The organism is Maridesulfovibrio sp. (assembly GCF_963676065.1).
Lineage (GTDB): Bacteria > Desulfobacterota > Desulfovibrionia > Desulfovibrionales > Desulfovibrionaceae > Maridesulfovibrio.
Window position 1 is genome coordinate 3,879,302 of sequence record NZ_OY780933.1, and the last position, 24,287, is coordinate 3,903,588.

The window sequence follows — 24,287 nt, forward strand, 5'->3', positions numbered from 1 at the left end:
AAAATAACATTTCTGTTTAAGCTGTGATTTGCTGCAACAGAAATAATATTGAAAAATAGCTGTCAACAGCTTGCCCACCACCTATTAATGAATTATAAAAATGGAGTTTTTTGCGCGATTAAGTAGTATCTACGATTTATCGGCATTATTTTTTACTCCTTGCGGGACATGATATTTCCACTTAAGAAAAGAGGATTTGTCTCTCTTGAGAAGTATACATATATTTTAAAATACATTTTTTGTGGAAATTTCAACCGAGGACTTCATGCCCTTAACCAGCCTTCAAAAAAGAATTATCACCGCACTGCTATTGGTAGCAGCCCTGACCGCCGCCCTAATCATGGGCGGACTTGTTTTGACAGGAGGGCTGGCAATTTTCTGCACAATCGCCCTCCACGAATTTTACGCCATGTTCTGGCAGGACAATTCCCACCTTGTTTCACGAATTGTGGGTATGGCCGCCGGCGCAGGAGTCATCCTGACCTCCTCCGCTGTTTCGCCGGTCTGGATGCTCCTGATTCTGCTGGGAGCCTTCTGGCTATTCAACTTCCGCTTTTTATTCTCCTTCAGCGCCAAACCGGATCAGGCAACATATGTTGACAGCCTGATTCTTTTTTCCGGGCTGGTATACATACCGGTTACCATGCAGTTTATGACCTCCATGAGCAGCTGGGAAATACTTTTTGTACTTCTTGCAGCATCCTCCTCGGACACAATCGCTTTTTATGCCGGAACATTTTTAGGCAAAAAAAAGATCTGGCCCCGGATAAGCCCAAAAAAATCATGGGCCGGTTCAATCGGAGGATTTCTGGGTTGCATCGTCTGCTGCTCTTTGTACGGATACTATTTCGGGCACGCCCCCATCCTTTACTGGGCAGCACTTGCGGCCGTACTTAATATCGGTTCCCAAATGGGCGACTTCTTCGAATCTGCCCTCAAGAGAAAACTTAACATCAAAGACTCCGGTAAGATATTGCCCGGACACGGCGGTGTTCTGGACCGCATCGACAGTCTTGTGCTTGCCTTGCCAGTATACATTCTGGCAAGACAGATTCACGCATTCTTTTAAACCGGGTCAATAACCCTCAAACAAGACGGATAAACGCACTTGCAAACATATATTTCTCCCTGGCCGGCAGATGCAAAACTCCCGGAATTTCCCAGATCAGTTTCAATTCTGGGCAGCACCGGATCCATCGGGACCAGTACCCTCAAAGTAATTGAACAGCACCCCGACCTTTTCAAAGTTACAGCACTTGCCGGAGCCAGAAATGCCAAATTGCTGGCAGAGCAGGCGATCAAACATCGCCCGAAATATCTCGCTGTGCTTAACGATGAAGCAGCCGCGGAATTGAAAAGCCTTCTCCCCGCTGACTACAAGCCGGAAATCCTTACGGGACCAGCCGCTTATATCACTCTTTCCGAACTGGACGAGGTATCAATAGTACTTTCCTCCATCGTCGGAGCAGCAGGTTTTGAGCCGACCCTCGCCGCCGCAAACAAAGGCAAGATGATCGCTCTGGCAAACAAAGAATCGCTGGTACTTGGTGGTCACATCATTCGCGAGGCCTGCCATCGGACAGGAGCCACAATCCTCCCTGTAGACTCCGAGCACAATGCTCTTTTTCAGGGACTTTGCGGACACAATACTGACGAAGTCAGCAGGTTGATCCTGACTGCTTCCGGCGGACCTTTCCGGGGCAAATCAAAGGAATTTCTCGAAACCGTCACCCGTGATCAGGCACTTGCCCACCCGAACTGGGATATGGGCGCAAAAATAAGCATTGATTCCGCAACCCTTATGAACAAGGGGCTGGAATTTATAGAAGCCTGCCACCTCTATGGCATGCCGCCGGAACAGGTCGATGTTGTTGTCCATCCGCAATCAATCATCCACTCTCTTGTTGAATATGTGGACGGATCACAGCTTGCGCATCTCGGAGTCCCGGACATGCAGATCCCTATCGCCTTCTGCATGTGCTTTCCGAAACGTGTTCCCCTTGAACTCAAACAACTTAACCTGGCTGAAGTGGGAACCCTGACCTTTGAAAAACCTGACCTCAACGTCTTCCCATGCCTAAAACATGCGGCGGATTCTTTCGCAGCCGGTCAGAGCTATCCCATCGTACTTAACGCGGCAAATGAAGTCGCGGTAGACCTTTTCCTTAAAGAAAAAATCAGCTTTCTGGACATTCCGGCCATCATCGGTAACGCACTGAATGACCATGCCGGATGCGATGTCAGCGAAGCTGATGCTGTTCTGGAACTGGACATCAAAACCAGACGGGATGTCATGGACTCCATCGTCTAAGGGACTATTATGGCTTGGATAGTTGATTTTATTCTGGTTCTCGGCGGTCTTATTTTCTTCCACGAGCTTGGACATTTCCTTGCGGCACGTCTGCTGGGCATCGGTGTTAAAACTTTTTCACTTGGATTCGGTCCTAGAATTGCCGGCTTCAGTTGGGGTAGCACCAACTACCGCCTATCACTGATCCCACTTGGTGGATACGTCAGCCTTGCAGGTGAAGAACGGGACATGACCGAGGACAGCGGATTCAAGGAAAAAGAACTTTTCATGAGCCGCCCGCCGTGGCATCGCATGATCGTGGTTGCCGCCGGTCCCCTTTTCAACTTCGTCCTTGCATGGTTTATCTTCTGGGGAATTATCATCAGCAACGGCCAGATGGGTCTTGCTCCGACCGTAGGTCAACTGCAGCCGGACAGCCCTGCCTTAAGTGCGGGAATCGAGGTTGGAGATAAAGTTCTGAATATTGAAGGCCATAAAATCGTCTTCTGGACTGATCTGGCTGAAACAATTCAGAACAGCCAGTCCGACACTCTTGAATTTGTTATCAACCGAGACGGAAACATAAAACACATTTCTGTAAAGCCCAAGGTACAGGAACTTAAAAATATTTTCGGCGAAACAATCCGTAGGCCGGTTGTGGGCATTGTAGCTTCAGGAGAGTCTAAAACCGTTGAAATGAACGGGATAGACGGAGCTACAGCAGCCACAGAGCAGACCTGGAATGTTACAAAGCTTATCTGCACCAGCATCGTAAAAATGGTCGAACGAGTCGTGCCAATGGATTCCATCGGCGGACCGATCATGATCGCGCAGGCAATCAAGCAGCAATCCGAACGCGGCCTGTTGGAACTGCTCCAGTTTACCGCATTCATCAGCATCAACCTCGGGTTGCTCAATCTGCTGCCAATACCGGTTCTAGATGGTGGACACCTGCTCTTTTTCAGTCTTGAAACCATCCTGCGCAAACCCCTTAATGAAAAACTTCAGGCCGCTGCAACACGTGTAGGTTTATTGCTGCTGCTCTGCCTGATGGGCTTTGCGATTTTTAATGACATTGTAAGAACACTGAGCAGTAAATGAGTGTATCATTAGAAGAGAAAGACGAAATCCTGCTGGTCATAAACGGCACGGAAGAAACATTACAAATCATTACCGCCAAGCGTGAAAACGAAGAAGAACCGTTTTCACTGCTGGAGGCAAAGACGCTTGTTGTACCCGGACGTTCGGTCAACTTCATGGTCCCTTCCATTCGTGATTCATTAAACCTATTCGGATACAGCTGCCGGGATGTTTCCCGCATAGCCCTGCTTGCAGGACCGGGGAGCTTCACCGGACTGCGGCTGACATTTGCCGCTGCCGCAGGAATTTCTGCTGGATGCGGTTGCCCGGTAAGTGCCTTGGAATACCTTCCCATCCTTGCAAAAGGGGCTGCCATTGTCAGCGGGATGCCGGTCTGGGCTGTTACTCATTCAAGAAAAATGCAGGTATATATTCAAGGATTTGAAGCTATAAACAAATCCGGAGAACTTATTCCCATAACCCCTCCGCTGCCGGTTAAAATCCACGAGGCTGGAAAGATTATCCTTTCCCATAAGCAGGAAACAGCTGTGCTCGCCGGAAGCGGCCTTACAAAGAACAAAACCTTTTTTGATGACTTTTTGGCTGAAAATCCACAGTACACAGCCATGCCTTCAAGGTTCAACATACCGGCGTTGCAGGATCTGCTTGATGCTGCAGAACATGCCGATTATTCACATATAATGCCCGTACCTATGTACCTTCGAGGTTCGGATGCCGAAGAGAACCTCGAAATGATCACCAGCAAACGGGGTATCTCCATTGAAGCGGCACGGGAGCAATTGAAAGACGTGACTCCGCACTAAAATTTTATACATAATAATTTCATAAAAGGGACTTCCATAAACGGAAGTCCCTTTTTTTATTCAAAAAACAAAAAAACATCTTTCCCCTAAAGTTATCTATATTTCAGACGATCAATTAAGCACGAAGGACCAGTTAGCTTTGTGAACCTAAGTTCCAAGGCAATGTTTTTGGCAAGGAAGCCAAAGATCACTTTTCAAGGAGGAAAACATGTCTTTAGTAATTAACCACAACTTGATGGCTATGAATGCCAACCGCAACTTGTCAGAATCGTATGGCAACCTCAGTGTATCAACCCGTCGCCTGTCTTCAGGTCTTCGTGTTGGCACCGCTGCTGACGATGCTGCAGGTCTCGCAATTCGCGAACTTATGCGCTCTGACATCAAGTCACTCAATCAGGGTATCCGTAACGCCAACGATGCAATTTCAATGATCCAGACCGCTGACGGCGCTCTCGGTGTTATTGATGAAAAGCTCATTCGTATGAAGGAGCTTGCAACTCAGGCCGCAACCGGTACCTACAACTCTGACCAGCGTCTGATCATCGACTCCGAATATCAGGCTATGGCTTCAGAAATCACACGTATTGCTAACGCAACTGACTTTAACGGCATTCACCTGCTCAATGGTAACCTGTCCGGTCAGAGCTCAACTCACGACGGTTCCGGTCTCACGTCAACTGGTCCAGTGAAGGTTCACTTTGGTACCGCGAACGACTGCGCAGAAGACTACTACTACGTTTCCATTGACACTTCCACTGCCTCCGCACTCGGTGTAGGTATGGGAGCCTCGAACTCCATTTCAACTCAGGAGTTGGCACAGAAGTCCCTGGATAAGCTGAACAATGCTATTATCTCCAAGGATAAGATTCGTGCTAACCTTGGTGCTCTCCAGAACAGACTGGAAAACACCATTACCAACCTGTCCATCCAGGCTGAAAACGTACAGGCTGCGGAATCCCGTATTTCTGACGTTGACGTCGCGACTGAAATGACTGAGTTCACCCGTAACCAGATCCTGACCCAGTCCGCAGTGGCTATGCTCTCGCAGGCCAACAGCATGCCCAGAATGGCAATGCAGCTCATCGGTTAATTTAACTGAAGCGGCATAAAGCATTCTGACCAAGTCAGATCAACTACAAAGCCGGGTCCGGTTAATCCGGCCCGGCTTCAAGTTTATGTAAACGAATTTGAAATACAGCAATCAGCGGAACTAAGCCTACTCCCACATCTGGCATCTAGATTGCATAAAAAGGAGTAAAAGTAGAATCAGGGAAAAATGTTCCCGGAGTAAATTATGTCTGATTACACCTCAGGAAATATCAACTTTACCGGACTCGGTTCCGGGACCGACTTCCAGACACTTATCGATGGACTCATTGATCTTGAACGCGTTCATATCAAGAGACTCGAAAGCTGGAAAAGTACGTGGGATGGTAAAGTTGAAAAATTTCAGGAACTGAATACCGCACTTCTCGGTCTGCAGACTACTCTGAAGTCCATGGATACTCTTGATGAATTCATGACCAAGGCCGTTTCAACCACCAGCTCTGATACAGTAACAGCAACAGCCTCCAGTGATGCTCAAATAACCAGTCACTCCATAGAAGTTAAGCAGTTAGCTAAGAATGATATTCTCGTGGGAGCCGGCGGTGTATCCGACCCCAGCGATGTTTACTTTTCAGCTGCCGGTTCTTTTACTTTTACTTACGCGGGCGAGACCATCACTTTAAGCAATATCCCGGCAGGAACCACCCTGCAGGGTTTTGTGACTATGATTAACAACCATGCTGACACTCGCGATAAAATCAGAGCAACCACTCTTAATGACGGCTACTATAACCGCTTACAAATATACGGACTGGACCTTGGGGCGGACAACAAGATTATAATACAGAGTAATGGGACTCCTGGGTCAATTTTTTCAGGCAGCACTTATTACGCTTCACAAGATGCCCAGAATGCATGGCTGAAAGTAGATGGATTTCCATATGTTCCAGATGCGTGGATGGAGCGTGACACAAATACAATCGACGACCTTATTCCCGGTGTAACTTTAAACCTTAAAAAAACAACTCCCACCGATTCTCCCGTCAATATTGGTATAACGACTGATAAAGAAGGGATGGCCGAGAACGTTAAAAATTTTGTCGATCAGACCAATGAGATACGGCAAATGATTAAAGACCTGACCTCTGTAACGACGACTTCTGATTCTGCCTCAGGTGCTGTCCTGACTGGTAACTACGGTGTCGAACTTTTAGTCGGCCAAAGATTGAAGAATATCGTTGCCAGCAAGGCTATCGGTTTTTCATGGTTTTATGAAGATAGTGCTACCGGACACACCTCCGGTGACAGGTACTCCTCTCTCTCTCAGCTTGGTATAAAAACCAATGCAGATAGCGGAGGAGCCAAGATGGGGCTTCTTGAACTTGATACTGAAGAGCTGACAAAGGCTCTGGACGACGATCCCATGGCTGTCGCCAAACTGTTTGCCGCTAACTATCTGGGAGAATCTGAATCTGCGAATCTGACGTATTTATCGCATATTAAAGGAATAACTGAGGCTGGGGAATATAATGTCCAGTACGAAGTTTCGGGTGGACAACTAATTTCGGCATCTATTAACGGGCAGGAAGCATTCGTAGACCCTGCAACATGGCAGATTACCGGAAAGAGCGGCACAGCTGCCTCAGGTCTGGCGTTACGTGTTGAGAATAGGGCTGACGGAGTATACGGTAACTCCGACGAAAACGCTGCTGATGCAATGACGGCTACCCTGAAGCTTGGTAAGATTGGGGAAACGGTTAATGCTCTCGGCGATATAACCAGCGAACAAGGCCCTCTCGAGATTCTTCAGGATAACTACAAAACCATCATGGATAATATCGATAAAAAAATCGAATATGAAGAAGATCGAATCGCAACCAAGAAGCAGATGCTGACCGAAAAATACGCCCGACTTGATGCGCTGTTAGGAAACTACTCAGGTATCCAGTCCCAGCTGGCATCCAGCATTAACGGGCTGATGTCTAAATAATATAAGCTAAAAAAATAAAAATTTAAAAATCCTCTAAGGTTTTTCAAAAAGATAACCGATTAATAAATCAGGAGGAGCAAATATATGCAAAAAGCAGCTCAAGCTTATCTTTCAACTCAGATCCATACCACTTCCAAGGGAGAACTTCTCCTAATGCTTTATGATGCCGCAATCAACTTTATGAAGCAGGCGAAAGTGAAGATCGACGAAAAGGATTATGCCGCCAAGGGAATTCTTATCTCCAAAGCTATTGAAGTCATCTCAGAACTGGCTTCCAGCCTGAATAAGGAAAAAGGCGGAGAGCTTGCCGAAAATCTCAGCAAACTCTATATCTTTTGTAACACAAGACTCCTGCAGGCCAACTTGAAGATGGATACCGAAAAGCTTGATGAAGTAATCAAGATTATCGACGGAATTGCTTCTGCCTACCGGGAAATCATCCCCACAGAAGAAGCACAAGCAGCAGTACCTCTTCAAACAGCAGCAACTGCGAACAGCGGAACCACCAATGTAAACCGCAGTTTTGCAAACGATGCAGGCTACACAATGCCAACGCCCCAAAACATGCCCGCTCCCAATGCCTTGCGCCTGAAAAAAGCCGCAAACGCATATGGAGGAGGAGCATAGTAGAGCACACGGATTTGCTCCCGAGTGACATAATAGACATAAACGGCCCCCGCCTATCGGCGGGGGCCGTTTTTAATGATCCATACAAATACAAACAGAACTATATTCTTTACTTAGCCCGACCTATCTGTCATTTATTTTAATCATGGATAATAACAGAATCAGGGTGCTTCAGGTCTCCCCTTCTCTAGGGCTGGGAGGCACTGAAAAGGTGATGCAGTCCTTTGCCGTCAATCTGGATAGGCAGAAATTCGACACAGCCGTCTTTTCTACATCAGAAGGACCAAGGGGAAAACTTCTTCGCATGCAGGGAGTTAATACTTTCATAGGGCCGGATATCTTTTCGGTACTGACGAAATTCCAACCCCATGTGGTCCATATCCATCGCGCCGGTTGGGCTGATCCGGGAGCTCTGCGGCCCTTTAAGCTAGCCAGGACTCCAGTACTCGTAGAAACAAATGTATTCGGTCACCACGACCCCAGTCCGGAAGCCGCGCTTATTGACCGCCACCTGTTTGTCTCACATTTCTGCGCAGAACGCTTCACCAAAATTAATTCCATCCCGGCAGAAAAGCCCAAATACTCAGTTCTTTACAACCCAGTAGATACGGATTTTTTTCTTGCTCACTGCCCTGCTGACCGCAAATTCCCAAAGAATTGCTTTGGCAGAATTTCTCGGGCGGATAAAGGTAAATGGTCCAATCTGGCTCTGGACTTTCTGCCTGCCCTGAAAAAACAGGTTGAGAAAAAAGAACTGCCCCCCTTTTCATACAATATTATTGGAGGGATTCCAGAGGCGGAAGACTTTGTTGTTCAAAACAAACTGGAAAAATTTGTAAATTTCCTGCCGCCCATACTTACAGACGCTGAAATTGCCTGTTTTTTGAATTCCATATCCTTTCTCGCCCATGCCAATGATACAGGTGAATCCTTCGGTCTGGTCATTGCAGAAGCCATGGCTGCCGGACTTCCAGTAATAACCCATCCCAGCAGAGGATTGCGGGATAATGCCCAGATGGAACTTGTCGATCACGGAAAAACCGGCATTGTCGCCGCAAACGCTGACGAATACGCACAGGCGGTAAACTTTCTGCTGACCAATCCGCAGGAAGCACGCAAAATGGGTGAAAAAGGACGTGCCAAAGCCGCTAAATTATTCAGGGCACAGGATATCGCCGCAAAATTGGGCGAAATTTATCTGGAACTGCTCAAGACAAAAAACATAATCTAAGCCATGAACCATATATTCAACACATACTCAAAAGAAATTCTGGCTTACCATCTTTCAGGACAAAAGCCGGCGGAACAGGCCGCCACGATCGTTAATCCTGCCGAAACAGCTGAAAAACACCTGCGTTTTGCACAAAAACGAGGAGCCGAAGCCATTATCCTGTTCGGGATCGGAGACGGTATTCTTGCCCAAGCCATTGCAGAGAAAAAATCCGCGGATCTGGAATTACTGGCCTGTGATCTGCATCCGGAACAGATACGGAAACTCCTTCAAGCTGGACATGATAAATTTTCAAATAATCCAGGATGCGTCCTGCTGACGGATTCTTCCATATGGGCCCTTCTGCTCCTGCTGATACAGGCCGGTTATTCCCCTGCAAAAAGCCACCTGATTCTTAATCCCGGTCTGCAAGGCGAAAGCATGAACAGCCACAGGAACCTGCAAAAATTATTTTCCGGAACAAAACATATTCAACAACCGGAAACACCAGCTCCCTGCACAATCTCTGCTGGAGCCATTCTCAGTCCGGATGAGCCTGAACTTGAAAATTTCATAAAAAATATCCCCGGCTGGATTAATGAAATTGTCCTGATATGGGACTGCGGAAAGAACGATCCATTTCCTGAACTTGAGAAGTATCACGATTCAAAAATCATTAACGTCAGACATCCCCTTAACTCGGATTTTTCAGCACAACGCAACTGTATGCTTAAAAACTGCTCCGGTGACTGGATAATTTATCTTGATGCCGACGAAAGACTGGAGGATGAAGGATGGGAACAAATCAGAAGGATTCCTTCATTTCAGGGATGTGACAACTGGTATTTACCTCGGATGACTTTTTACCCGGACCTGAAACACTGCCGCGTAGGTTATGGACTATGGCCGGACCTGCAACTCAGGTTTTTCAAAAACACGGGCAATCTGAAATTTATAAACAAAATTCATGAAAGGCTGACAGGCATGCAGAGTTCTTCAGGCATTCTCCAGGGCTGTCCGATTCAACACCTGACCCATATCTTAAAAAGCAGGGAAATAATCGAATCCAAACTTGAAAACTTCAACAGCAGCACCGGGGGAAGATTCAAACATAGGTTGGGCAATGATTTTCCCCATATTCCTAAAGAACTGCTCAATCCCCGAAAAGACTGTAACATCGGGCCCATACAGCTTCCTGACATTAATCTGGCATAATGTTCATGCACAATTGGCATTGCCTAACAGTATAAAATTTATTAGGTCTGTCCAAAATATTCAGACAAACAGCTTCAAGGATTTAATATGATAGTTACTTGTCCCGAGTGTAATTTCAGTAGTGAGATTCCGGAAGATAAAATCCCGGCCTCTGCTCAGCTTGCAACCTGCCCTAAATGTCAGGCTAAGTTTAAGTTCAGAGATTTTGAACAGGACCCTTCCCATGTTCAGGAGACTGCCCCGCAAGAGTTCAGCAATCCTGAAGAGGAAGAATACGGTGACGCTGCTGCCTATGTGCGACAGCACGCTCAGGAAGAGCACGTCTCCGCAGAACAAAACCATGAACAGCCGATGCCTTATGATGAGCAATTCGGCGCACAGGATGACGTTCAGGAAAACTTCGCGAATGAAGAGACCATTCAGGAAGAAAAATCGGATATCTGGCAACGCCTTGATTCCATGAAACCTGAAAAAGATATTCGTGATGAAGATCAGGAATTACTTTCTGACAAGTCCGAAGAAGTTAATGAAGTCCCCTTTGAAAATCTGGAAAAATACGGTTTTTTCCCCGGTTTTTTCCTGACTATCAAAAAGGTGATTCTTTCTCCTGCCGCGTTTTTCAAGGATATGCCGCTGAAGGGCTTCTTAATGCCCCTGTTTTTCTTTATCCTGCTGGCTGAATTTCAGGAGATCTGCAATTTTGTATGGACCATGGCAGGCGTAGATACTCCCACTGGTGCCGAGGTCGGCAGAATCATGAATGATTCCATGATTGCCAGTTCCCTGCAGGACGGCACAGGACCAGCACTCTTTTCCTTGCTGTTCTACCCGTTAATGCTGGCCGGAATCAGTTTTCCGCTGATAGGCATAACCCATATCCTGCTGATGATCTTCGGGGCAGGAGACCGTGGTTTTCAGGCAACCTTCAGGGCTACGGCCTATTCTTATGCACCAATCATCCTTTGCATTATTCCTGTTGTGGGTGATATGATCGGTGCGCTGGTGAGTGTTACCTTGTCTATTATTGCTTATAAAAACATCCACAATACCACCTACATGAGAGTTGTGCTTTCAATGGTAATGCCTGCTGTGTTACTATTGGTCATTCTGGGCTTTTACATGCAGTTCAATCAGCCCACAATCTAGTCGGCCGAGGATATTTATGTTTGGATGGATTAAAAATAAAGTCGCCAATGCCAAGGAACGTATCCGCATTGCCAAAGAAATAAATCCTAAAAATTTCCGGGTGATGGCCAGTGAAATTTCTGAACTGGCAAATGCCTGCTCGCAGGTCTGCTCTCCGGAAAGTGAACTGTTGCAAAGAGTCGAAAAGATCAAAGGCGAAATGGAACAGCTTACCGAGTTGACCCATCAGCCTGAATTCAAAAAACTCTCGGTGCAACGCAAAATGGAATTACGGCAAAGCCTGATTCAATCACGCGAACAGATACTCGAATCAATGCAGGCGACACCATCCCCCACCAAACTGATACAATAGTTAGTAGTAATAAGGGCGGTTCTTTCAAACGAAAGACCGCCTTTTTTCTTTATATGCCACATCACGGCATAAATATTGCTGTCTTATCATTACCTGCAGTATGGTCAATTTTCAGACACGATCAATAAAAATAAACCTTACGGTTAGCGACATGAAAAAATTTCTGGTTATATTAGTCCTTATACTTTCGTCCTGTACTCACTTTGATACGCAAATAGCCACCCAATCCACCTATTATCAGGATGCAGAGGTACGGCTTTCACAGCTCATGGTCTATTCAAGGCCGGAAAAACCGCACTACGGTCCTCTTTCGGCACTATTTTATCCATTTCACGTAACCCAGACCATGTTTAAAGGAAGTGACTGGGGCCATAGAGTCAGTAAAGGAATCTGGCAGAACTGGACAAGTCTGCAAATCTTCCCATCCATGGTTTATGACGAGAACCTGACTTACCGGGGACTGAGTGAAGCTCTTTTTACCGCCCGTTCACGCGGATACGACCTTTTAGTGATAGGATTCGTTCCATATCTCTACCTCGGTCACACTATGGATGATTCGGCCCTGACCGTGCAGGTGAAAATCTATGAAACAAAGCGCGGACAGATGGTCTGCTCCTTCGAACAAAGCGGGCGCATTGAAAAAAAGATGGACGACGATTTCATCATCATAAAGCGTGAACACCGTATGCCTGACTCCGCCTTTTATACAATCATTCAGGCTATTGCACAGGACATGGCTGTTCCGCTCACATCATGGGCACGGTACGAGAAAAATAATAAAGGTATGATCGCCGGGTTGATGCCCAATATGGTCGAGATGCAAGCCCCTCCAGCCTCCGCAAGGAATGCGCAAGAGTCTTACAACCAGACCCCAACAGCGGCATCCGGCACTGCACCGGCAAACGCCAAGCAGGCTGAAAGCAAGGCTTCATCCCCCAAAGCTCCAACACATGAAAAGACTCCGGGAAAAGCCCAAAAGCCCCGTTCAATAAACCTTGCTGTACAATTTGATGTGGATTCAGCACAGATTAAACCTGAATCATATCCGCTACTAAACGAACTGGGCAAGGCACTCATCAGTGACGCACTAAAAGATAAAAGGGTTATTATCGGCGGGCATACCGATTCCGACGCATCGCCTGAATACAACCTGAAACTGAGTAAAGAGCGGGCTGAAGCTGTAAAAAAATACCTGACCGCTAAATTCCCAATCGCTCAGCAGCGTATCGGCACAACCGGCTTTGGTGAATCCAATCCGCTGGTGCCTAATACCAACAAATATAATAAATTACTCAACAGACGCGTGCAGGTATCAATAGCTCCTTAAATTTCAATAACTACAAGATCTTGGCAAAGGAAAATCATTCTAATATTTTCCTTTGCCAAGATTATTTTTCTACAAATTTAGTACTTTTTTCCAGCCCCAACTATTTATACACCTATCTTGTAAACCCACGTCCCGACAGATAATACACACTCATTAAGTAGGTCTTTAATTTTTAAGCACGCTTAACTGATAACAGGGTTCAATTATTTCATCTTAATTTTCAAATATTTAACTTATAGAATACAAGCTCATATTTTGCTCTTTTCCCCTGTCTACATTTGTGTTACTCCAAAACTCGCTCTCTCGTTACGCATAACCGATAGATTTTCCTGTTGACTAGCTTTAAATAGTAACTAATATTATTTTGTCTCAGGAAAGACATCGTCAAAACTGATAGCCTGGTGCGTTTTACGCTGCTAGGGAGGATTTTTATAAATGATTGGTATTTCTAAACTATACTGTGGCGCGGTTGAATCTTCCGATGCCCTGCGCTACGGACGTGAATCCGGCAAGCTGCCGTCTCATCTTCTGCAGTTTTCCAAAGATAAAAAGCCCGTTGTCGTCTGGAATATGACCAGACGCTGCAACCTGAAATGCGTTCACTGTTACGCACAGGCTGTAGATCCTGACGGTCAGGATGAGATCAGCACTTCCAAAGCCAAAGAGATTATTGATGATCTCGCAGCATTTGGCGCACCGGTAATGCTTTTCTCCGGCGGAGAGCCTTTGGTTCGTAAAGACCTCGTTGAGCTGGCAAGCTATGCCACCGGCAAGGGAATGCGTGCCGTTATCTCCACTAACGGAACCCTGATCACCAAAGAAAAAGCCCGTGAACTGAAAGACGTAGGACTTTCCTACGTAGGTATTTCACTCGACGGAACCGAAGAAACCCATGACAAATTCCGTGGTGTTCCCGGTTCCTACAAAAAAGCACTTGAAGGTGTTGAGAACTGTAAGGCTGAAGGCCTTAAAGTCGGTCTTCGCTTCACCATTAACAAGCGTAACTGGACTGAAGTTCCTTCTGTCTTCAAAGTTCTGCGCGACCTTGAAGTTCCCAGAGCCTGCTTTTACCATCTGGTATACTCCGGCCGTGGTTCCGAACTCATCAAAGAAGATCTGAGCCACGCTGAAACCCGTCAGTTGCTTGACCTCATCATGGATGAGACCAAAGCTCTTTATGACGCAGGCATGCCCAAAGAGATCCTCACTGTTGATAACCACGCAGACGGTGTTTATGTTTATGAACGCCTGCTCAGGGAAGACCCTGAACGCGCCAAGGAAGTACTTGAACTGCTCCAGTTCAACGAAGGCAACAACTCCGGTCGCGGTATCGGTTGTATTTCCTGGGACGGTCAGGTTCACGCGGATCAGTTCTGGCGCAACCACACCTTCGGCAACGTTCTGGAACGTCCCTTCTCCGAAATCTGGATGGATGAAAACATCGAACTGCTGCACAAGCTTAAAGATAAAAAAGCTCACGTGGGCGGACGCTGCGCAGAATGTCGCTACCTGAACATCTGCGGCGGTAACTTCCGTGCGCGCGCCGAAGCATATTACGACGACATCTGGGCTCAGGACCCGGCTTGTTACCTCACAGACGAGGAAATCAAGAAGGACTAGACCCGCTGTTTTGAAAAAAGTTTCAAGACGGTCGTCCTGTCGACGATAGAGATTACTGAATCCCGGCGGGCCAACACGGTCTGCCGGGATTTATTATTTGAAAAAAATTTATCCAAGCTACACGGCGAAGCCCTACTAAAAAAGTTTGGGATTCTTAAACCCTTTTCAAAGGATTTATGCCGCCGGAGGCAAAAAGGAAGATCTGACATGGTATTTGACTTCCATCGGGGACGCAGACTCAGACGTACTCCCGTTATTCGTGATCTGGTGCGTGAAACCACCCTTTCCGCAAACGATCTTATGATGCCCTACTTCGTCTACGAAACAGACGATGATAATTATAAAAAAGAAATTTCATCCATGCCCGGCCAGTTTCAGCTCAGCCTGAAACAACTGGAACTTAAAGTGGAAGAAGCTATTGCAAACGGACTGAAGAGCCTGATTCTATTCGGCATCCCCGCTGAAAAGGACCCTGTCGGAACTCAAGCCTATGCGGACGAAGGCATTGTTCAGCAGGCTATACGTATGCTGAAAAAACGCTGGCCCGAACTGCTGGTATGCACCGATGTATGCCTGTGCGAGTTCACTTCCCACGGTCACTGCGGACTTGTTAAAGGGGAAACTATCCTCAACGATGCGACCCTTGAATTACTGGCAAAAACAGCCCTGTCGCACGCGAAAGCAGGTGCCGACATGGTTGCACCATCAGACATGATGGATGGCCGTGTTGCCGCCATTCGCGAAATACTGGATGAAAACGGTTACACCGACCTGCCGATCATGTCATATTCAGTTAAATATGCTTCCAGCTACTATGGACCCTTCCGTGAGGCTGCGGAAGGCGCTCCCCAGTTCGGTGACCGCAAAACCTACCAGATGGACCCGGCAAACGCGCGGGAAGGTCTGCGGGAAGCTGCAGCAGATGCCCTCGAAGGCGCGGACATCCTAATGGTTAAACCGGCAGGCCCGTACATGGACATCATCCGCCAGACCCGTGACAATTTCGATCTACCTATCGGAGCTTATCAGGTTAGTGGTGAATATTCCTTGATCAAAGCCGCGGCCTTGAACGATTGGGTTGACGAAGCAGCTGTTGTCTGGGAATCCCTCATCGGCCTCAAACGAGCCGGAGCGGATATAATCCTTACCTACTTCACAGAAGACGTACTCAAAAGACTAAACGAGAAATAATATGAGTGATAATAAAATGACTGGCGGACATCCCAGTGGTCATCCAGGCGGACACCCTGGACATCCGGGAGGACATCCCGGTGTACATCCCATTCCGAAAAAAAATGCTGACGGTTCTCCCCCGCTTAGACTTATCGCATGGGAGATCACCCGCTCCTGCAATCTGGCCTGCAAACACTGCCGTGCAGAAGCGCACCCGGAGCCATATCCGGGCGAACTTTCTACCGAAGAAGCAAAAGCGCTTATCGATACCTTTCCTGAAACAGGCGATCCGATCATCATCTTTACCGGCGGCGAGCCCTTGCTGCGCCACGATGTTTTCGAGCTGGTACAGTATGCCAATGACAAGGGGCTGCGCTGTGTTATGGCCCCCAACGGAACACTGCTTACCGCTGAGAACTCCGTACAGCTCAAAGAAGTCGGAATTCAACGCTGCTCAATCTCTATCGACGCCGCCGAAGCAAAATACCACGATGAATTTCGCGGTGAAGTGGGCGCATTCGAAAAAGCTATGCAGGGCATCCAATACCTCAAGGATGCCGGAATAGAATTCCAGATCAACACAACTGTGACCCGTAACAACCTGCACATGTTCAAGGATATCTTCAAGCTGGCCAAAGATCTTGGAGCATCCGCATGGCATATATTCCTGCTGGTTCCCACAGGACGGGCAGCCGAACTCGGCGCGGAGATTATTACCGCCGACGAATATGAAGAGGTCCTCAACTGGTTCTATGATTTCCAGAAGACAACCGACATGCAGCTCAAAGCCACCTGTGCTCCGCATTATCACCGTATACTGCGTCAGCGGGCCAAAGAGGAAGGCATCGCGGTCAATTTTGAAAACTTCGGATTAGACGCGGTCAGCCGAGGCTGCCTCGGCGGAGTGGGATTCTGTTTCATTTCCCATAGAGGACAGGTTCAGCCCTGCGGTTACCTTGATCTCGATTGCGGCAACGTGCGCGAGATTCCCTTCCCGGAAATCTGGGCAAAATCACCGCAATTCCTCAATCTGCGCAACCCGGACACCTATGACGGAAAATGCGGACACTGTGAATATGAAAAAGTCTGCGGCGGCTGCCGAGCCCGGGCACAGACAATGGAAAACAGTTACCTCGGCCCTGAACCGCTCTGTTCTTACGAGCCCAAGAAAAAGCCAAAGGACAAATAAATGGACGCAGTAGATAAACAAATTCTAGGCATTATACAGTCCGGGTTTCCCATCGTTTCCCGTCCGTATGATGAAATAGGCAAAATGGTGGGAGTTTCTGAAGACGAAGCACTTTCACGCGTGAACTCTCTGCGCGAAGACGGCGTAATACGCCGTATTGGTGCGAACTTCGGTTCCCTCGAACTGGGCTGGCACTCAACCCTTTGCGCGGCTAAAGTGCCCGAAGAAAAAATGGATGATTTTATTGCCGAGGTTAACAGCCATAGAGGCGTGACCCACAACTACCTGCGTGAAAACGACTTTAATATCTGGTTCACTTTCATCGGTCCGGACGAAGAGACTGTAAAGGCCACTCTTGATGCTATCAGTGAGAAAACCGGAGTCCATGTACTTTATCTGCCTGCCAGTAGATTGTTTAAAATCAAGGTTGATTTTGACATGAAAGACGATAAGGAGAAAAATTAATGTCCGCCAAAGAAACCATCATCTCCCCATCCCTGCTCTCATGTGATTTCAGCCGTCTTGCCGATGAGCTGAAAGCATTGGAAGAAGCAGGACTCAAATGGGCGCACCTTGATGTAATGGACGGTAAATTCGTACCGAATATAACTTTCGGACCTCCGGTAATTAAATCCATGCGCAAGGAGTGCAATCTGTTCTTCGATTGCCATCTGATGATTGAGCAGCCGGAGCGTTACATTGATGAATTCTGCGATGCCGGGGCAGATCTGCTCTGTATCCATGCGGAATCAACCGTGCATCTTGAACGCGCTGTAGCCGCCATTGCCGAACGCGGAGTAAAACCCGCAATCGCCTTGAATCCGGCAACACCTCTGGAATCAATCAAATACCTGATTCCGCAATTGCACATGGTGCTGATCATGTCCGTAAACCCCGGTTTCGGAGGACAGAAGTACATCCCCTTCTGCACTCAGAAAGTTCGGGACCTGCGGGCTATGATTGATGAAATGGGCGCAGAAACCCTCATTCAGCTGGATGGCGGTGTAACAATGGACAACTGCCGGGAGCTGGTAGAAGCTGGAGCAGATGTGCTTGTTTCAGGTTCTGCTTTCTTCAAGTATCCACCTTACGCGGAACGTCACAAGCTCTTTCTTGAAACCTGTGCAGGTTAGGAAAAAAATATCATAGCTGGCCTCTAGAGGCCGTGCAAAAAAAATCCCGTCCGCAAAGAATATATGCGGACGGGATAGATTTTATGGAAGAAGTCTTTGTCTACAACAGGAAAATACCAACCTGAATCAAACCGATAATAAAACCCAGCACTCCGCCGATAACCTCGATAAACTTAAATTCCTGCTTCATGATGGAAAAGAGAATGGATTCGAGCTGCTCCATGGAAAAACATTCTACCTTATCCTGAACAAGACATTTAAAATCAAGTGAACATTCAAGCTGGGAAGAAGTGGTTTCGATGAGTTGTGGAAGCATGGAATCGAGTTCCTGAGAAAGCATTCCTTTAACGGTCTTCATTGTTTCATCATTGAGGAACATGCCTACCATAGGATGCAGGGAGGTCAGCTTCTCGCGGAAAAAAACATCCAGATATTCAAGAACAACATCCTTGTGCTTATCGATGAATGCCGGGTCATTGATTACATTTTTGATGTCTGTATGAGAAATCAGCTCTCTCTCAATCATTTCGCCAAGACGCAGGGCCAGTTCTTTCTGGCGCTTGGGGAAAATACCCTGAATGGTAAAAGGGCCCAGCTTAAGCGGTTTGTGAGGATGAAAAAGCATTTTAACCGCAAGATAGTTAGTGAACCAGCCAATCAAAGCACAGATTACGGGTGAAAGAAGAAGCTTCAATGTTATCATTTATTTTTTTTCCTGAATTATTTTTTTGTTTCAACTTAAAAAGAAGTGCGCGCACATATTTGTCTAAAAACTCATAAAGTGCAAGTAAATATAGAGACACCCGCGACTTTATCCAAAAAATACTTGATTAGTTTTCAAATCAGCGTAAAAGTTTCTTTCAATAGGGTGGAGTAAAGTTTAGGGGTATTTTATGATGAAGAATCGACAAAATTCTCAGTCTATTTATTCAGAGTTGGCCGAGCTCAGAGACAGGCATAACGATTTAAAAAAGTCATTAAATCTTATATGTCCAGATATTGAGCAATCCCGCTTCAAGCATTTATTTGCAAATGCCGCTTCTGCTATTGTCATCCTTGACCGGGAATGCAAGATACTTTTTTCCAACTCTGCTTTTACAGAAATAACGGGCTACAGCCCGGAGGAATGCGCCGATCTGTTCCTCTATAAAATACTAGTACCCCAAAAAGATACAGAAGCCCGAAACTACTTGCGTACTCTCTTCCTTGGCCCAACCTCAAAAAGCAACTTCAGCCTTCAAATTATTGACAAAGAAGGATCTAAGCACTTTGTCGACATGTCCGTAGCTACACTAAATGACTGCAATGCCGAACATGAAAACTGTATTTGCATAATACATGATGTAAGTGCAGAGAAAGAAGCTGAACAGCGTCGCGAAGAACTCATCGAAGAATTGATGGAAGTTAAAGAACTTCAGGAAGATAACGCCGCTCAGCTGGCTACCCTGCTACACCAACTTGACGAAAAAAATTATGCCCTTGAGCAGGAAATAGCAGAGAGAAAAAATGCGCAGAGAAAGCTGAAGGAAAGTGAAGCACGCTTTAAATTCATGAGTATAACGGACCAACTGACAGGACTCTACAACCGCCGCCACATGCTCGACGTGGCAGAAAAAGAAATTTTCAAAAGCCGTAAAACAGGACAGCCCTTAAGCATTCTACTCATGGACGTAGACGACTTCAAAATGTTTAACGACACCTACGGTCACGCTGCTGGAGACGAGGTTCTGGAATATATCGGAACGATCATCAGGGAGACCATCCGCAGTGGAGATAAAGCCTTCCGTTACGGCGGAGAAGAATTCATGGTTATTCTTCCCGAAACCTGCGGACAGGAAGCCATAAAAGTTGCGGAGAAGATCCGCGTCGCCTTCGCAAATTATAAATACCATCCCCAAGACGGAACTCCGGTAAACAAAACCGTCAGCATAGGCGTTGCGGAATTCACCAACGATGAATCACTGGAAAAAGTTATTAAACGGGCTGATGACAATATGTATCGCTGCAAGATAAAAGGTAAAAACAGGATCTATTTTTCCTGTGAATAATCTTATTCTGATTTTGAATTTCTCTTACTGATTACTTCGCCCAAATCCTTTTCCAACTCAGCAAAAATACTTGTAAGCCCCTCATTGAAGGCCCTGACAAGAACGTCCGCCCCATTTGATTTAATCGGAATTTCACGATCAAAATTGCGGGAATAAATTATGGGCAGATCGGCATTGCTGTTATCCAACAGAATAAACTGCATATTTAATACGGCCTTATGCTCCGAAGCTGAATAGTCACCATAAATTGAGTTGACCACCCCTTCCAGCAACAGATCTCCTGTTCCCATACTGTCCGGGCCCAGCACGTTGGCAAAAAGACCGGACTCACCAATCCAGACCCGCAAGTCTTGAGTAACCATCGATGCAGGGGGAACGAAAAAAGAATTATAGTAGTCGGCCTCAAAACCGTTCTCACCTATCTTGTAGACCAGATCACTATCCTCGTATCGAGGCGATATTTTTACTCTCCGCACAATAAGATTCTGAGTCGAATGAATGGAATTCTTATCCTTTTGTTCCCTTTTCGCATCAAGGGTAAAATATTTGCGGTCGAGACTCGGACGTTCCAGCTTAACACAGCCACTCAGCCCGCATGCTGTGAAAACAGCCGCGACGATAAGAATCCTGCAAATCGCCCACATAGTATTTGTACTTTTTTTCATTGTACTATTTCCCGCTTCTTCCTTTTTTCGGGGGATCTCCGAAGAGGACCCCGGCCGGATACTGCTTGGCTTCGTTACTGAGTTCACGCAGATTTTCCATCAACCTGCGAATATTATCCAGAATGGATTCAATATTCCCCTGCTGACCGGCCACAGTCATATTCACCCTTGAAAGTGTTGACTCAAATCTTGTGGCGGCACTTTTTATCCTGTCTGAAGCTTCGCTGATATTATTGAGAGTTTTAGAAAGATCGGCAAGGGTCTGTTTGCCCTGGGGACCGGATAAATATTTTTCCATGCCTCCGGTAACGTTCTTCGCACTCGCGGATGCCATCCGAATATCTTTCATGGCAGCCACAATGTCACCGGAAGATTTTTCCATAATCATACGCATGTTTCTAGCCGCAACTGCAACATCAGGCATAAGAGTGTCCACTGTAGGATCCGAAAGAAGCTGATTAATCCGGGTCATAAACTTTTCAGTCTCACTCAAAGTCCCGGTCAGATGTTTGCTTATTTCGCCGGTATCGGCATTTTTGAGGAAGGTACTCAAATCCTGAGCGACTTGGCGGACATCCTCGATGGCTTCCGAAATATTGGCTTTATTGATATCTTCCAGTGTATCGCTGATAGAAGCCACAGCGCTTTCAACCTTACTAAGCGTAGACGGGGCCGAGGGTACATACAAGTACTTGGGCTTCCAAGTAATTTCCAGCGGAGGATTTTTACTCGGGTCCACATAGTCAATTTCAAGAAACAGCTGTCCGGTCAACCCCAGCGAGACAGGCCGTGCCCTAAGCCCACGCTGAACTTCTTTTTTTAAAGAATGGACCAGATCCTTGCCTTCCTTGCTTGCAAACATGGAATGATTCAGATCGCCGAGAATATAGACATAACGCAACGCGCTCTGATCGATATCCACATACTGGTCAGTAACAAATTCAATACTGGCAACGGAACCGATCTTTACACCACGGAATTTGATGGGCGACCCCACTTCAAGGCCGTTAACGGATTCATTGAGATAGGTTTCCATCTTTACACTATGTTCAAAAATCTTTCCCGCACCCAGAATAGCCAGCACTGCGACAAAAAGCAGAATGCCGATAATTATAAAAAGCCCCAGTTTGAAGGGATTAGTTTTCCGACTCATATATTCTCCGTAGCCTGCGGTTGTTCCCCGGCTTTTACTTCAACTTCGCGATGAAAAAATCTGCGAACCTGCGGATGCTCCGATTCATCGCGTAAGATTCTCGGGTCACCTTGAGCAATAATTCCGCGAGTATTTTTGTCCAGCATGATCACCCGGTCCGCAACAGAAAAAATAGATTGAAGCTCATGGGTTACAATCACAAATGTTACCCCCAGAGAGCGGGAGAGGCTGCGGATAAGCTCGTCCAGTTCTGCTGAAGTTACAGGATCAAGCCCGGCTGACGGCTCATCAAGAAAAAGTATTTTAGGGTCCAGAGCCATGGCCCGGGCAATTGCTCCGCGCTTCAGCATACCGCCTGAAAGTTCTGAGGGCATCTTATCTGCGGATGTCTCCAGCCCGACAAGCGAAAGCTTCATCCGCGCAACATAATCCATGGCTTCACGGGGCATGGAAGTGAACTCTTCCAATGGCAACCGTACATTCTCCAGCAGAGTCATGGAACCGAACAACGCCCCCATTTGATACATAACCCCGATGCGCTGCAAAATTTCAAGACGTTTATCGCCATACGCTGAACCGATATCGTCGCCATCAATCAGGATCTGCCCATTAGCAGGCGGGTAAAGTCCGATCATATGCTTGAGCACGGTGCTTTTGCCGCAGCCGGAACCGCCTAGAATAATAAAAATCTCACCCTTTCTGACGTCAAAGGAAATTTTATCGATGATGACAGCTTCACCGTACGAACAGGTCAGCTCACGAACGTTAATTATATTATTGGCGGTTTGATTCAATTATATACCCGCCAGAAAAAATATTACCGCAAAAATACCATCAAAAACAGCTATCAATATAATGCCGCTGACCACGGCGCTTGTGGTGGAATCACCAACCGCACTTGCCCCGGATTTGGTAACCAATCCTCGCTGGCAGCCTATTCCGGCGACAAGAAAACTGAATACCACAGCCTTGACCATTCCACCGGAAAAATCCATCCATTGCACGTTTGCAAACACACGTCCGCTAAAAGTACTTAAAGGGTACCCCATGGAAAGCATTACCAATGCGCCACCGACCAGACTCATAAAGTTGAAAAAAAGAGTCAGCAAAGGGGTCATGCAGACTGTTGCCAGAACCCTCGGTAAGACAAGAAAGCTGATCGGATTAAGCCCCATAGTGTTCAAGGCATCCAGTTCCTCGTTGACCTTCATGGTGCCCAGCTCTGCCGCAAAAGCGGAACCGGTACGCCCGGCAAGGAGAATTGCAGTGACCATGGGACCGAGTTCACGGAACATGACAAGTCCCAACATGTTGGGCACAAAGATCTCAGCGCCGAAACGCATCAGGGAAACAGCGGACTGAAAGGACATAATCAGTCCCATCAAAAAACCGATCAAAAGGATAATCGGCAGGCCGTCTACGCCTACTTTCTCACAGGTCAGCCAGAAATCTGGCCAGCGCAACCTGCTTTTACGTGTTGATAAAGCCAAAAAAGAAAGGACACAGTTGCCGGTAAATTCAATCTGCTCACGCATATCTGCGGCTACAGCCTGACCGGAAATTCCAATAGAGGTTACCCAGTTGCGTAATCCGCCTTTACCTGTTTCATTTTCCTGAGCAGGCGCCGCCTTTTCAAAATCGAATAGATCCAGAAAAGAAGTGAATTCAGGACGAAGGCCATTGACCGCAAGGGTCCTGCCCCGGTCCCGGCAGCCGGCTTGCATCATCATAAATAATGAAGCTCCCCCGCCATCCAGATAGTCTATCCCTGCACATTCCACAACAGTCCCCCCGGAGGAAACGGCAGCACGGGCAGCATCCCAGATTTCACCTGCCCCTTCGGCATCCAGATGGCCGGAGACGGTCATGGTTGAACCTGATATTTTAAATCTTATTTTACCTGCAGACATCTCATACTCTTTTACAATGATATATTGTGATAATTAGCAGGTGTACTCGGGAATGAAAAGCAAGAATACGTTTAAAACAATCATCTCCAAAAAAAAGGCCGCAATATACATAGGATATCGCGGCCTCCCTACTGCTGATAAAGCGGTATCTGCGGCGTTACAGCAAAAAAAGACAGAAACTCGCGTATGTCTAAATACGCTTCGTTCCTGTCCTTTTTTTTGAGCCTTTAATCCGGCACATTCCGAATAGTCAGCTTGATTTGGATTCCGCCTCAAGCTCGACTTTAA

The 24,287-nt window shown here is 46.8% G+C and carries 23 protein-coding genes; 18 read left to right on the top strand and 5 right to left on the bottom strand.

Features of this window, described 5'->3' with window-relative positions; genetic code table 11:
* Nucleotides 1-265: 265 nt before the first annotated feature.
* The 17 genes from ACKU35_RS17415 (at nt 266) to rpe (ending at nt 18,223) form a co-directional block, all read left to right on the top strand.
* Entirely contained in the window at nt 266-1,069 is an 804-nt protein-coding gene (locus ACKU35_RS17415; RefSeq protein ID WP_319761277.1) for a phosphatidate cytidylyltransferase, read from the top strand.
* A gap of 39 nt (nt 1,070-1,108) precedes the next feature.
* Nucleotides 1,109-2,311: a 1-deoxy-D-xylulose-5-phosphate reductoisomerase gene (locus ACKU35_RS17420; RefSeq protein WP_319761278.1), complete on the top strand. Its 1,203-nt coding sequence runs from the start codon at nt 1,109-1,111 to the stop codon at nt 2,309-2,311.
* 9 nt (nt 2,312-2,320) lie between these two features.
* Complete coding sequence (rseP, locus tag ACKU35_RS17425; RefSeq protein WP_319761280.1) at nt 2,321-3,391, top strand: RIP metalloprotease RseP; 1,071 nt, start codon at nt 2,321-2,323, stop codon at nt 3,389-3,391.
* Complete coding sequence (gene tsaB, locus ACKU35_RS17430; protein ID WP_319761282.1) at nt 3,388-4,194, top strand: tRNA (adenosine(37)-N6)-threonylcarbamoyltransferase complex dimerization subunit type 1 TsaB; 807 nt, start codon at nt 3,388-3,390, stop codon at nt 4,192-4,194. The genes rseP and tsaB overlap by 4 nt, the downstream gene beginning before the upstream one ends.
* A gap of 208 nt (nt 4,195-4,402) precedes the next feature.
* On the top strand, nt 4,403-5,284 hold the full coding sequence (locus tag ACKU35_RS17435; protein ID WP_319761284.1) for a flagellin: 882 nt from the start codon (nt 4,403-4,405) through the stop codon (nt 5,282-5,284).
* A 204-nt stretch (nt 5,285-5,488) separates the two neighbouring features.
* A complete protein-coding gene (fliD, locus tag ACKU35_RS17440) occupies nt 5,489-7,231 on the top strand; it encodes a flagellar filament capping protein FliD (RefSeq protein ID WP_319761286.1) in 1,743 nt (580 codons plus the stop codon).
* An 84-nt stretch (nt 7,232-7,315) separates the two neighbouring features.
* Complete coding sequence (fliS, locus tag ACKU35_RS17445) at nt 7,316-7,858, top strand: flagellar export chaperone FliS (protein WP_319761288.1); 543 nt, start codon at nt 7,316-7,318, stop codon at nt 7,856-7,858.
* A 145-nt stretch (nt 7,859-8,003) separates the two neighbouring features.
* The gene (locus ACKU35_RS17450) at nt 8,004-9,089 is read left to right on the top strand and encodes a glycosyltransferase family 4 protein (protein WP_319761290.1); all 1,086 of its coding nucleotides are present in this window, start codon (nt 8,004-8,006) and stop codon (nt 9,087-9,089) included.
* A gap of 3 nt (nt 9,090-9,092) precedes the next feature.
* Nucleotides 9,093-10,283, top strand: a complete 1,191-nt coding sequence (locus ACKU35_RS17455) for a glycosyltransferase (protein WP_319761292.1) — start codon at nt 9,093-9,095, stop codon at nt 10,281-10,283.
* A gap of 87 nt (nt 10,284-10,370) precedes the next feature.
* Nucleotides 10,371-11,429 (top strand): zinc-ribbon domain-containing protein, encoded by a 1,059-nt coding sequence (locus tag ACKU35_RS17460; RefSeq protein ID WP_319761294.1) that lies wholly within the window; start codon nt 10,371-10,373, stop codon nt 11,427-11,429.
* 16 nt (nt 11,430-11,445) lie between these two features.
* Entirely contained in the window at nt 11,446-11,781 is a 336-nt protein-coding gene (locus ACKU35_RS17465; RefSeq protein ID WP_319761296.1) for a hypothetical protein, read from the top strand.
* A 151-nt stretch (nt 11,782-11,932) separates the two neighbouring features.
* Nucleotides 11,933-13,108 carry an OmpA family protein gene (locus tag ACKU35_RS17470; protein WP_319761298.1) on the top strand — a complete coding sequence of 392 codons (1,176 nt, stop codon included), beginning with the start codon at nt 11,933-11,935 and terminating at the stop codon, nt 13,106-13,108.
* Nucleotides 13,109-13,543: 435 nt separating this feature from the next.
* Nucleotides 13,544-14,728 (top strand): 12,18-didecarboxysiroheme deacetylase, encoded by a 1,185-nt coding sequence (ahbC, locus tag ACKU35_RS17475; RefSeq protein WP_319761300.1) that lies wholly within the window; start codon nt 13,544-13,546, stop codon nt 14,726-14,728.
* A gap of 207 nt (nt 14,729-14,935) precedes the next feature.
* The gene (gene hemB / locus ACKU35_RS17480; protein ID WP_319761302.1) at nt 14,936-15,919 is read left to right on the top strand and encodes a porphobilinogen synthase; all 984 of its coding nucleotides are present in this window, start codon (nt 14,936-14,938) and stop codon (nt 15,917-15,919) included.
* Nucleotide 15,920: 1 nt separating this feature from the next.
* Nucleotides 15,921-17,090, top strand: a complete 1,170-nt coding sequence (ahbD, locus tag ACKU35_RS17485) for a heme b synthase (RefSeq protein WP_319761303.1) — start codon at nt 15,921-15,923, stop codon at nt 17,088-17,090.
* Nucleotides 17,091-17,555: an AsnC family transcriptional regulator gene (locus ACKU35_RS17490; RefSeq protein WP_319761305.1), complete on the top strand. Its 465-nt coding sequence runs from the start codon at nt 17,091-17,093 to the stop codon at nt 17,553-17,555.
* Entirely contained in the window at nt 17,555-18,223 is a 669-nt protein-coding gene (rpe, locus tag ACKU35_RS17495) for a ribulose-phosphate 3-epimerase (RefSeq protein ID WP_319761307.1), read from the top strand. Before ACKU35_RS17490 ends, rpe begins: the two co-directional genes overlap by 1 nt.
* A gap of 100 nt (nt 18,224-18,323) precedes the next feature.
* On the opposite strand, the gene ACKU35_RS17500 is transcribed toward rpe, so the two are convergent.
* Nucleotides 18,324-18,926 (bottom strand): DUF445 family protein, encoded by a 603-nt coding sequence (locus tag ACKU35_RS17500; protein ID WP_319761309.1) that lies wholly within the window; start codon nt 18,924-18,926, stop codon nt 18,324-18,326.
* Nucleotides 18,927-19,116: 190 nt separating this feature from the next.
* Here ACKU35_RS17500 and ACKU35_RS17505 point away from each other — a divergent pair, with 190 nt between their 5' ends.
* Complete coding sequence (locus ACKU35_RS17505; RefSeq protein ID WP_319761311.1) at nt 19,117-20,271, top strand: diguanylate cyclase; 1,155 nt, start codon at nt 19,117-19,119, stop codon at nt 20,269-20,271.
* A 2-nt stretch (nt 20,272-20,273) separates the two neighbouring features.
* On the opposite strand, the gene ACKU35_RS17510 is transcribed toward ACKU35_RS17505, so the two are convergent.
* Genes ACKU35_RS17510 through ACKU35_RS17525 form a run of 4 tightly spaced genes read right to left on the bottom strand, consistent with a single transcriptional unit; the run spans nt 20,274 to nt 23,999 of the window.
* The gene (locus ACKU35_RS17510) at nt 20,274-20,936 is read right to left on the bottom strand and encodes an ABC-type transport auxiliary lipoprotein family protein (protein WP_319761313.1); all 663 of its coding nucleotides are present in this window, start codon (nt 20,934-20,936) and stop codon (nt 20,274-20,276) included.
* Between the two features lie 4 nt (nt 20,937-20,940).
* Nucleotides 20,941-22,089 carry an MlaD family protein gene (locus tag ACKU35_RS17515; protein ID WP_319761315.1) on the bottom strand — a complete coding sequence of 383 codons (1,149 nt, stop codon included), beginning with the start codon at nt 22,087-22,089 and terminating at the stop codon, nt 20,941-20,943.
* On the bottom strand, nt 22,086-22,883 hold the full coding sequence (locus ACKU35_RS17520) for an ATP-binding cassette domain-containing protein (protein WP_319761317.1): 798 nt from the start codon (nt 22,881-22,883) through the stop codon (nt 22,086-22,088). Before ACKU35_RS17520 ends, ACKU35_RS17515 begins: the two co-directional genes overlap by 4 nt.
* Nucleotides 22,884-23,999, bottom strand: coding sequence for an MlaE family lipid ABC transporter permease subunit (locus tag ACKU35_RS17525; protein ID WP_319761319.1), 1,116 nt, complete (start codon nt 23,997-23,999; stop codon nt 22,884-22,886). It lies immediately after the preceding gene.
* Nucleotides 24,000-24,287 lie beyond the last annotated feature (288 nt).

Excerpts from the sequence above, each read along its gene's own strand:
- ACKU35_RS17415 (WP_319761277.1), top strand. The coding sequence starts at position 266 with ATGCCCTTAACCAGCCTTCAAAAAAGAATTATCACCGCACTGCTATTG.
- rseP (WP_319761280.1), top strand. The coding sequence starts at position 2,321 with ATGGCTTGGATAGTTGATTTTATTCTGGTTCTCGGCGGTCTTATTTTC.
- tsaB (WP_319761282.1), top strand. The coding sequence starts at position 3,388 with ATGAGTGTATCATTAGAAGAGAAAGACGAAATCCTGCTGGTCATAAAC.
- ACKU35_RS17435 (WP_319761284.1), top strand. The coding sequence starts at position 4,403 with ATGTCTTTAGTAATTAACCACAACTTGATGGCTATGAATGCCAACCGC.
- fliD (WP_319761286.1), top strand. The coding sequence starts at position 5,489 with ATGTCTGATTACACCTCAGGAAATATCAACTTTACCGGACTCGGTTCC.
- fliS (WP_319761288.1), top strand. The coding sequence starts at position 7,316 with ATGCAAAAAGCAGCTCAAGCTTATCTTTCAACTCAGATCCATACCACT.
- ACKU35_RS17450 (WP_319761290.1), top strand. The coding sequence starts at position 8,004 with ATGGATAATAACAGAATCAGGGTGCTTCAGGTCTCCCCTTCTCTAGGG.
- ACKU35_RS17455 (WP_319761292.1), top strand. The coding sequence starts at position 9,093 with ATGAACCATATATTCAACACATACTCAAAAGAAATTCTGGCTTACCAT.
- ACKU35_RS17460 (WP_319761294.1), top strand. The coding sequence starts at position 10,371 with ATGATAGTTACTTGTCCCGAGTGTAATTTCAGTAGTGAGATTCCGGAA.
- ACKU35_RS17465 (WP_319761296.1), top strand. The coding sequence starts at position 11,446 with ATGTTTGGATGGATTAAAAATAAAGTCGCCAATGCCAAGGAACGTATC.
- ACKU35_RS17470 (WP_319761298.1), top strand. The coding sequence starts at position 11,933 with ATGAAAAAATTTCTGGTTATATTAGTCCTTATACTTTCGTCCTGTACT.
- ahbC (WP_319761300.1), top strand. The coding sequence starts at position 13,544 with ATGATTGGTATTTCTAAACTATACTGTGGCGCGGTTGAATCTTCCGAT.
- hemB (WP_319761302.1), top strand. The coding sequence starts at position 14,936 with ATGGTATTTGACTTCCATCGGGGACGCAGACTCAGACGTACTCCCGTT.
- ahbD (WP_319761303.1), top strand. The coding sequence starts at position 15,921 with ATGAGTGATAATAAAATGACTGGCGGACATCCCAGTGGTCATCCAGGC.
- ACKU35_RS17490 (WP_319761305.1), top strand. The coding sequence starts at position 17,091 with ATGGACGCAGTAGATAAACAAATTCTAGGCATTATACAGTCCGGGTTT.
- rpe (WP_319761307.1), top strand. The coding sequence starts at position 17,555 with ATGTCCGCCAAAGAAACCATCATCTCCCCATCCCTGCTCTCATGTGAT.
- ACKU35_RS17500 (WP_319761309.1), bottom strand. The coding sequence starts at position 18,926 with ATGATAACATTGAAGCTTCTTCTTTCACCCGTAATCTGTGCTTTGATT.
- ACKU35_RS17505 (WP_319761311.1), top strand. The coding sequence starts at position 19,117 with ATGATGAAGAATCGACAAAATTCTCAGTCTATTTATTCAGAGTTGGCC.
- ACKU35_RS17510 (WP_319761313.1), bottom strand. The coding sequence starts at position 20,936 with ATGAAAAAAAGTACAAATACTATGTGGGCGATTTGCAGGATTCTTATC.
- ACKU35_RS17515 (WP_319761315.1), bottom strand. The coding sequence starts at position 22,089 with ATGAGTCGGAAAACTAATCCCTTCAAACTGGGGCTTTTTATAATTATC.
- ACKU35_RS17525 (WP_319761319.1), bottom strand. The coding sequence starts at position 23,999 with ATGTCTGCAGGTAAAATAAGATTTAAAATATCAGGTTCAACCATGACC.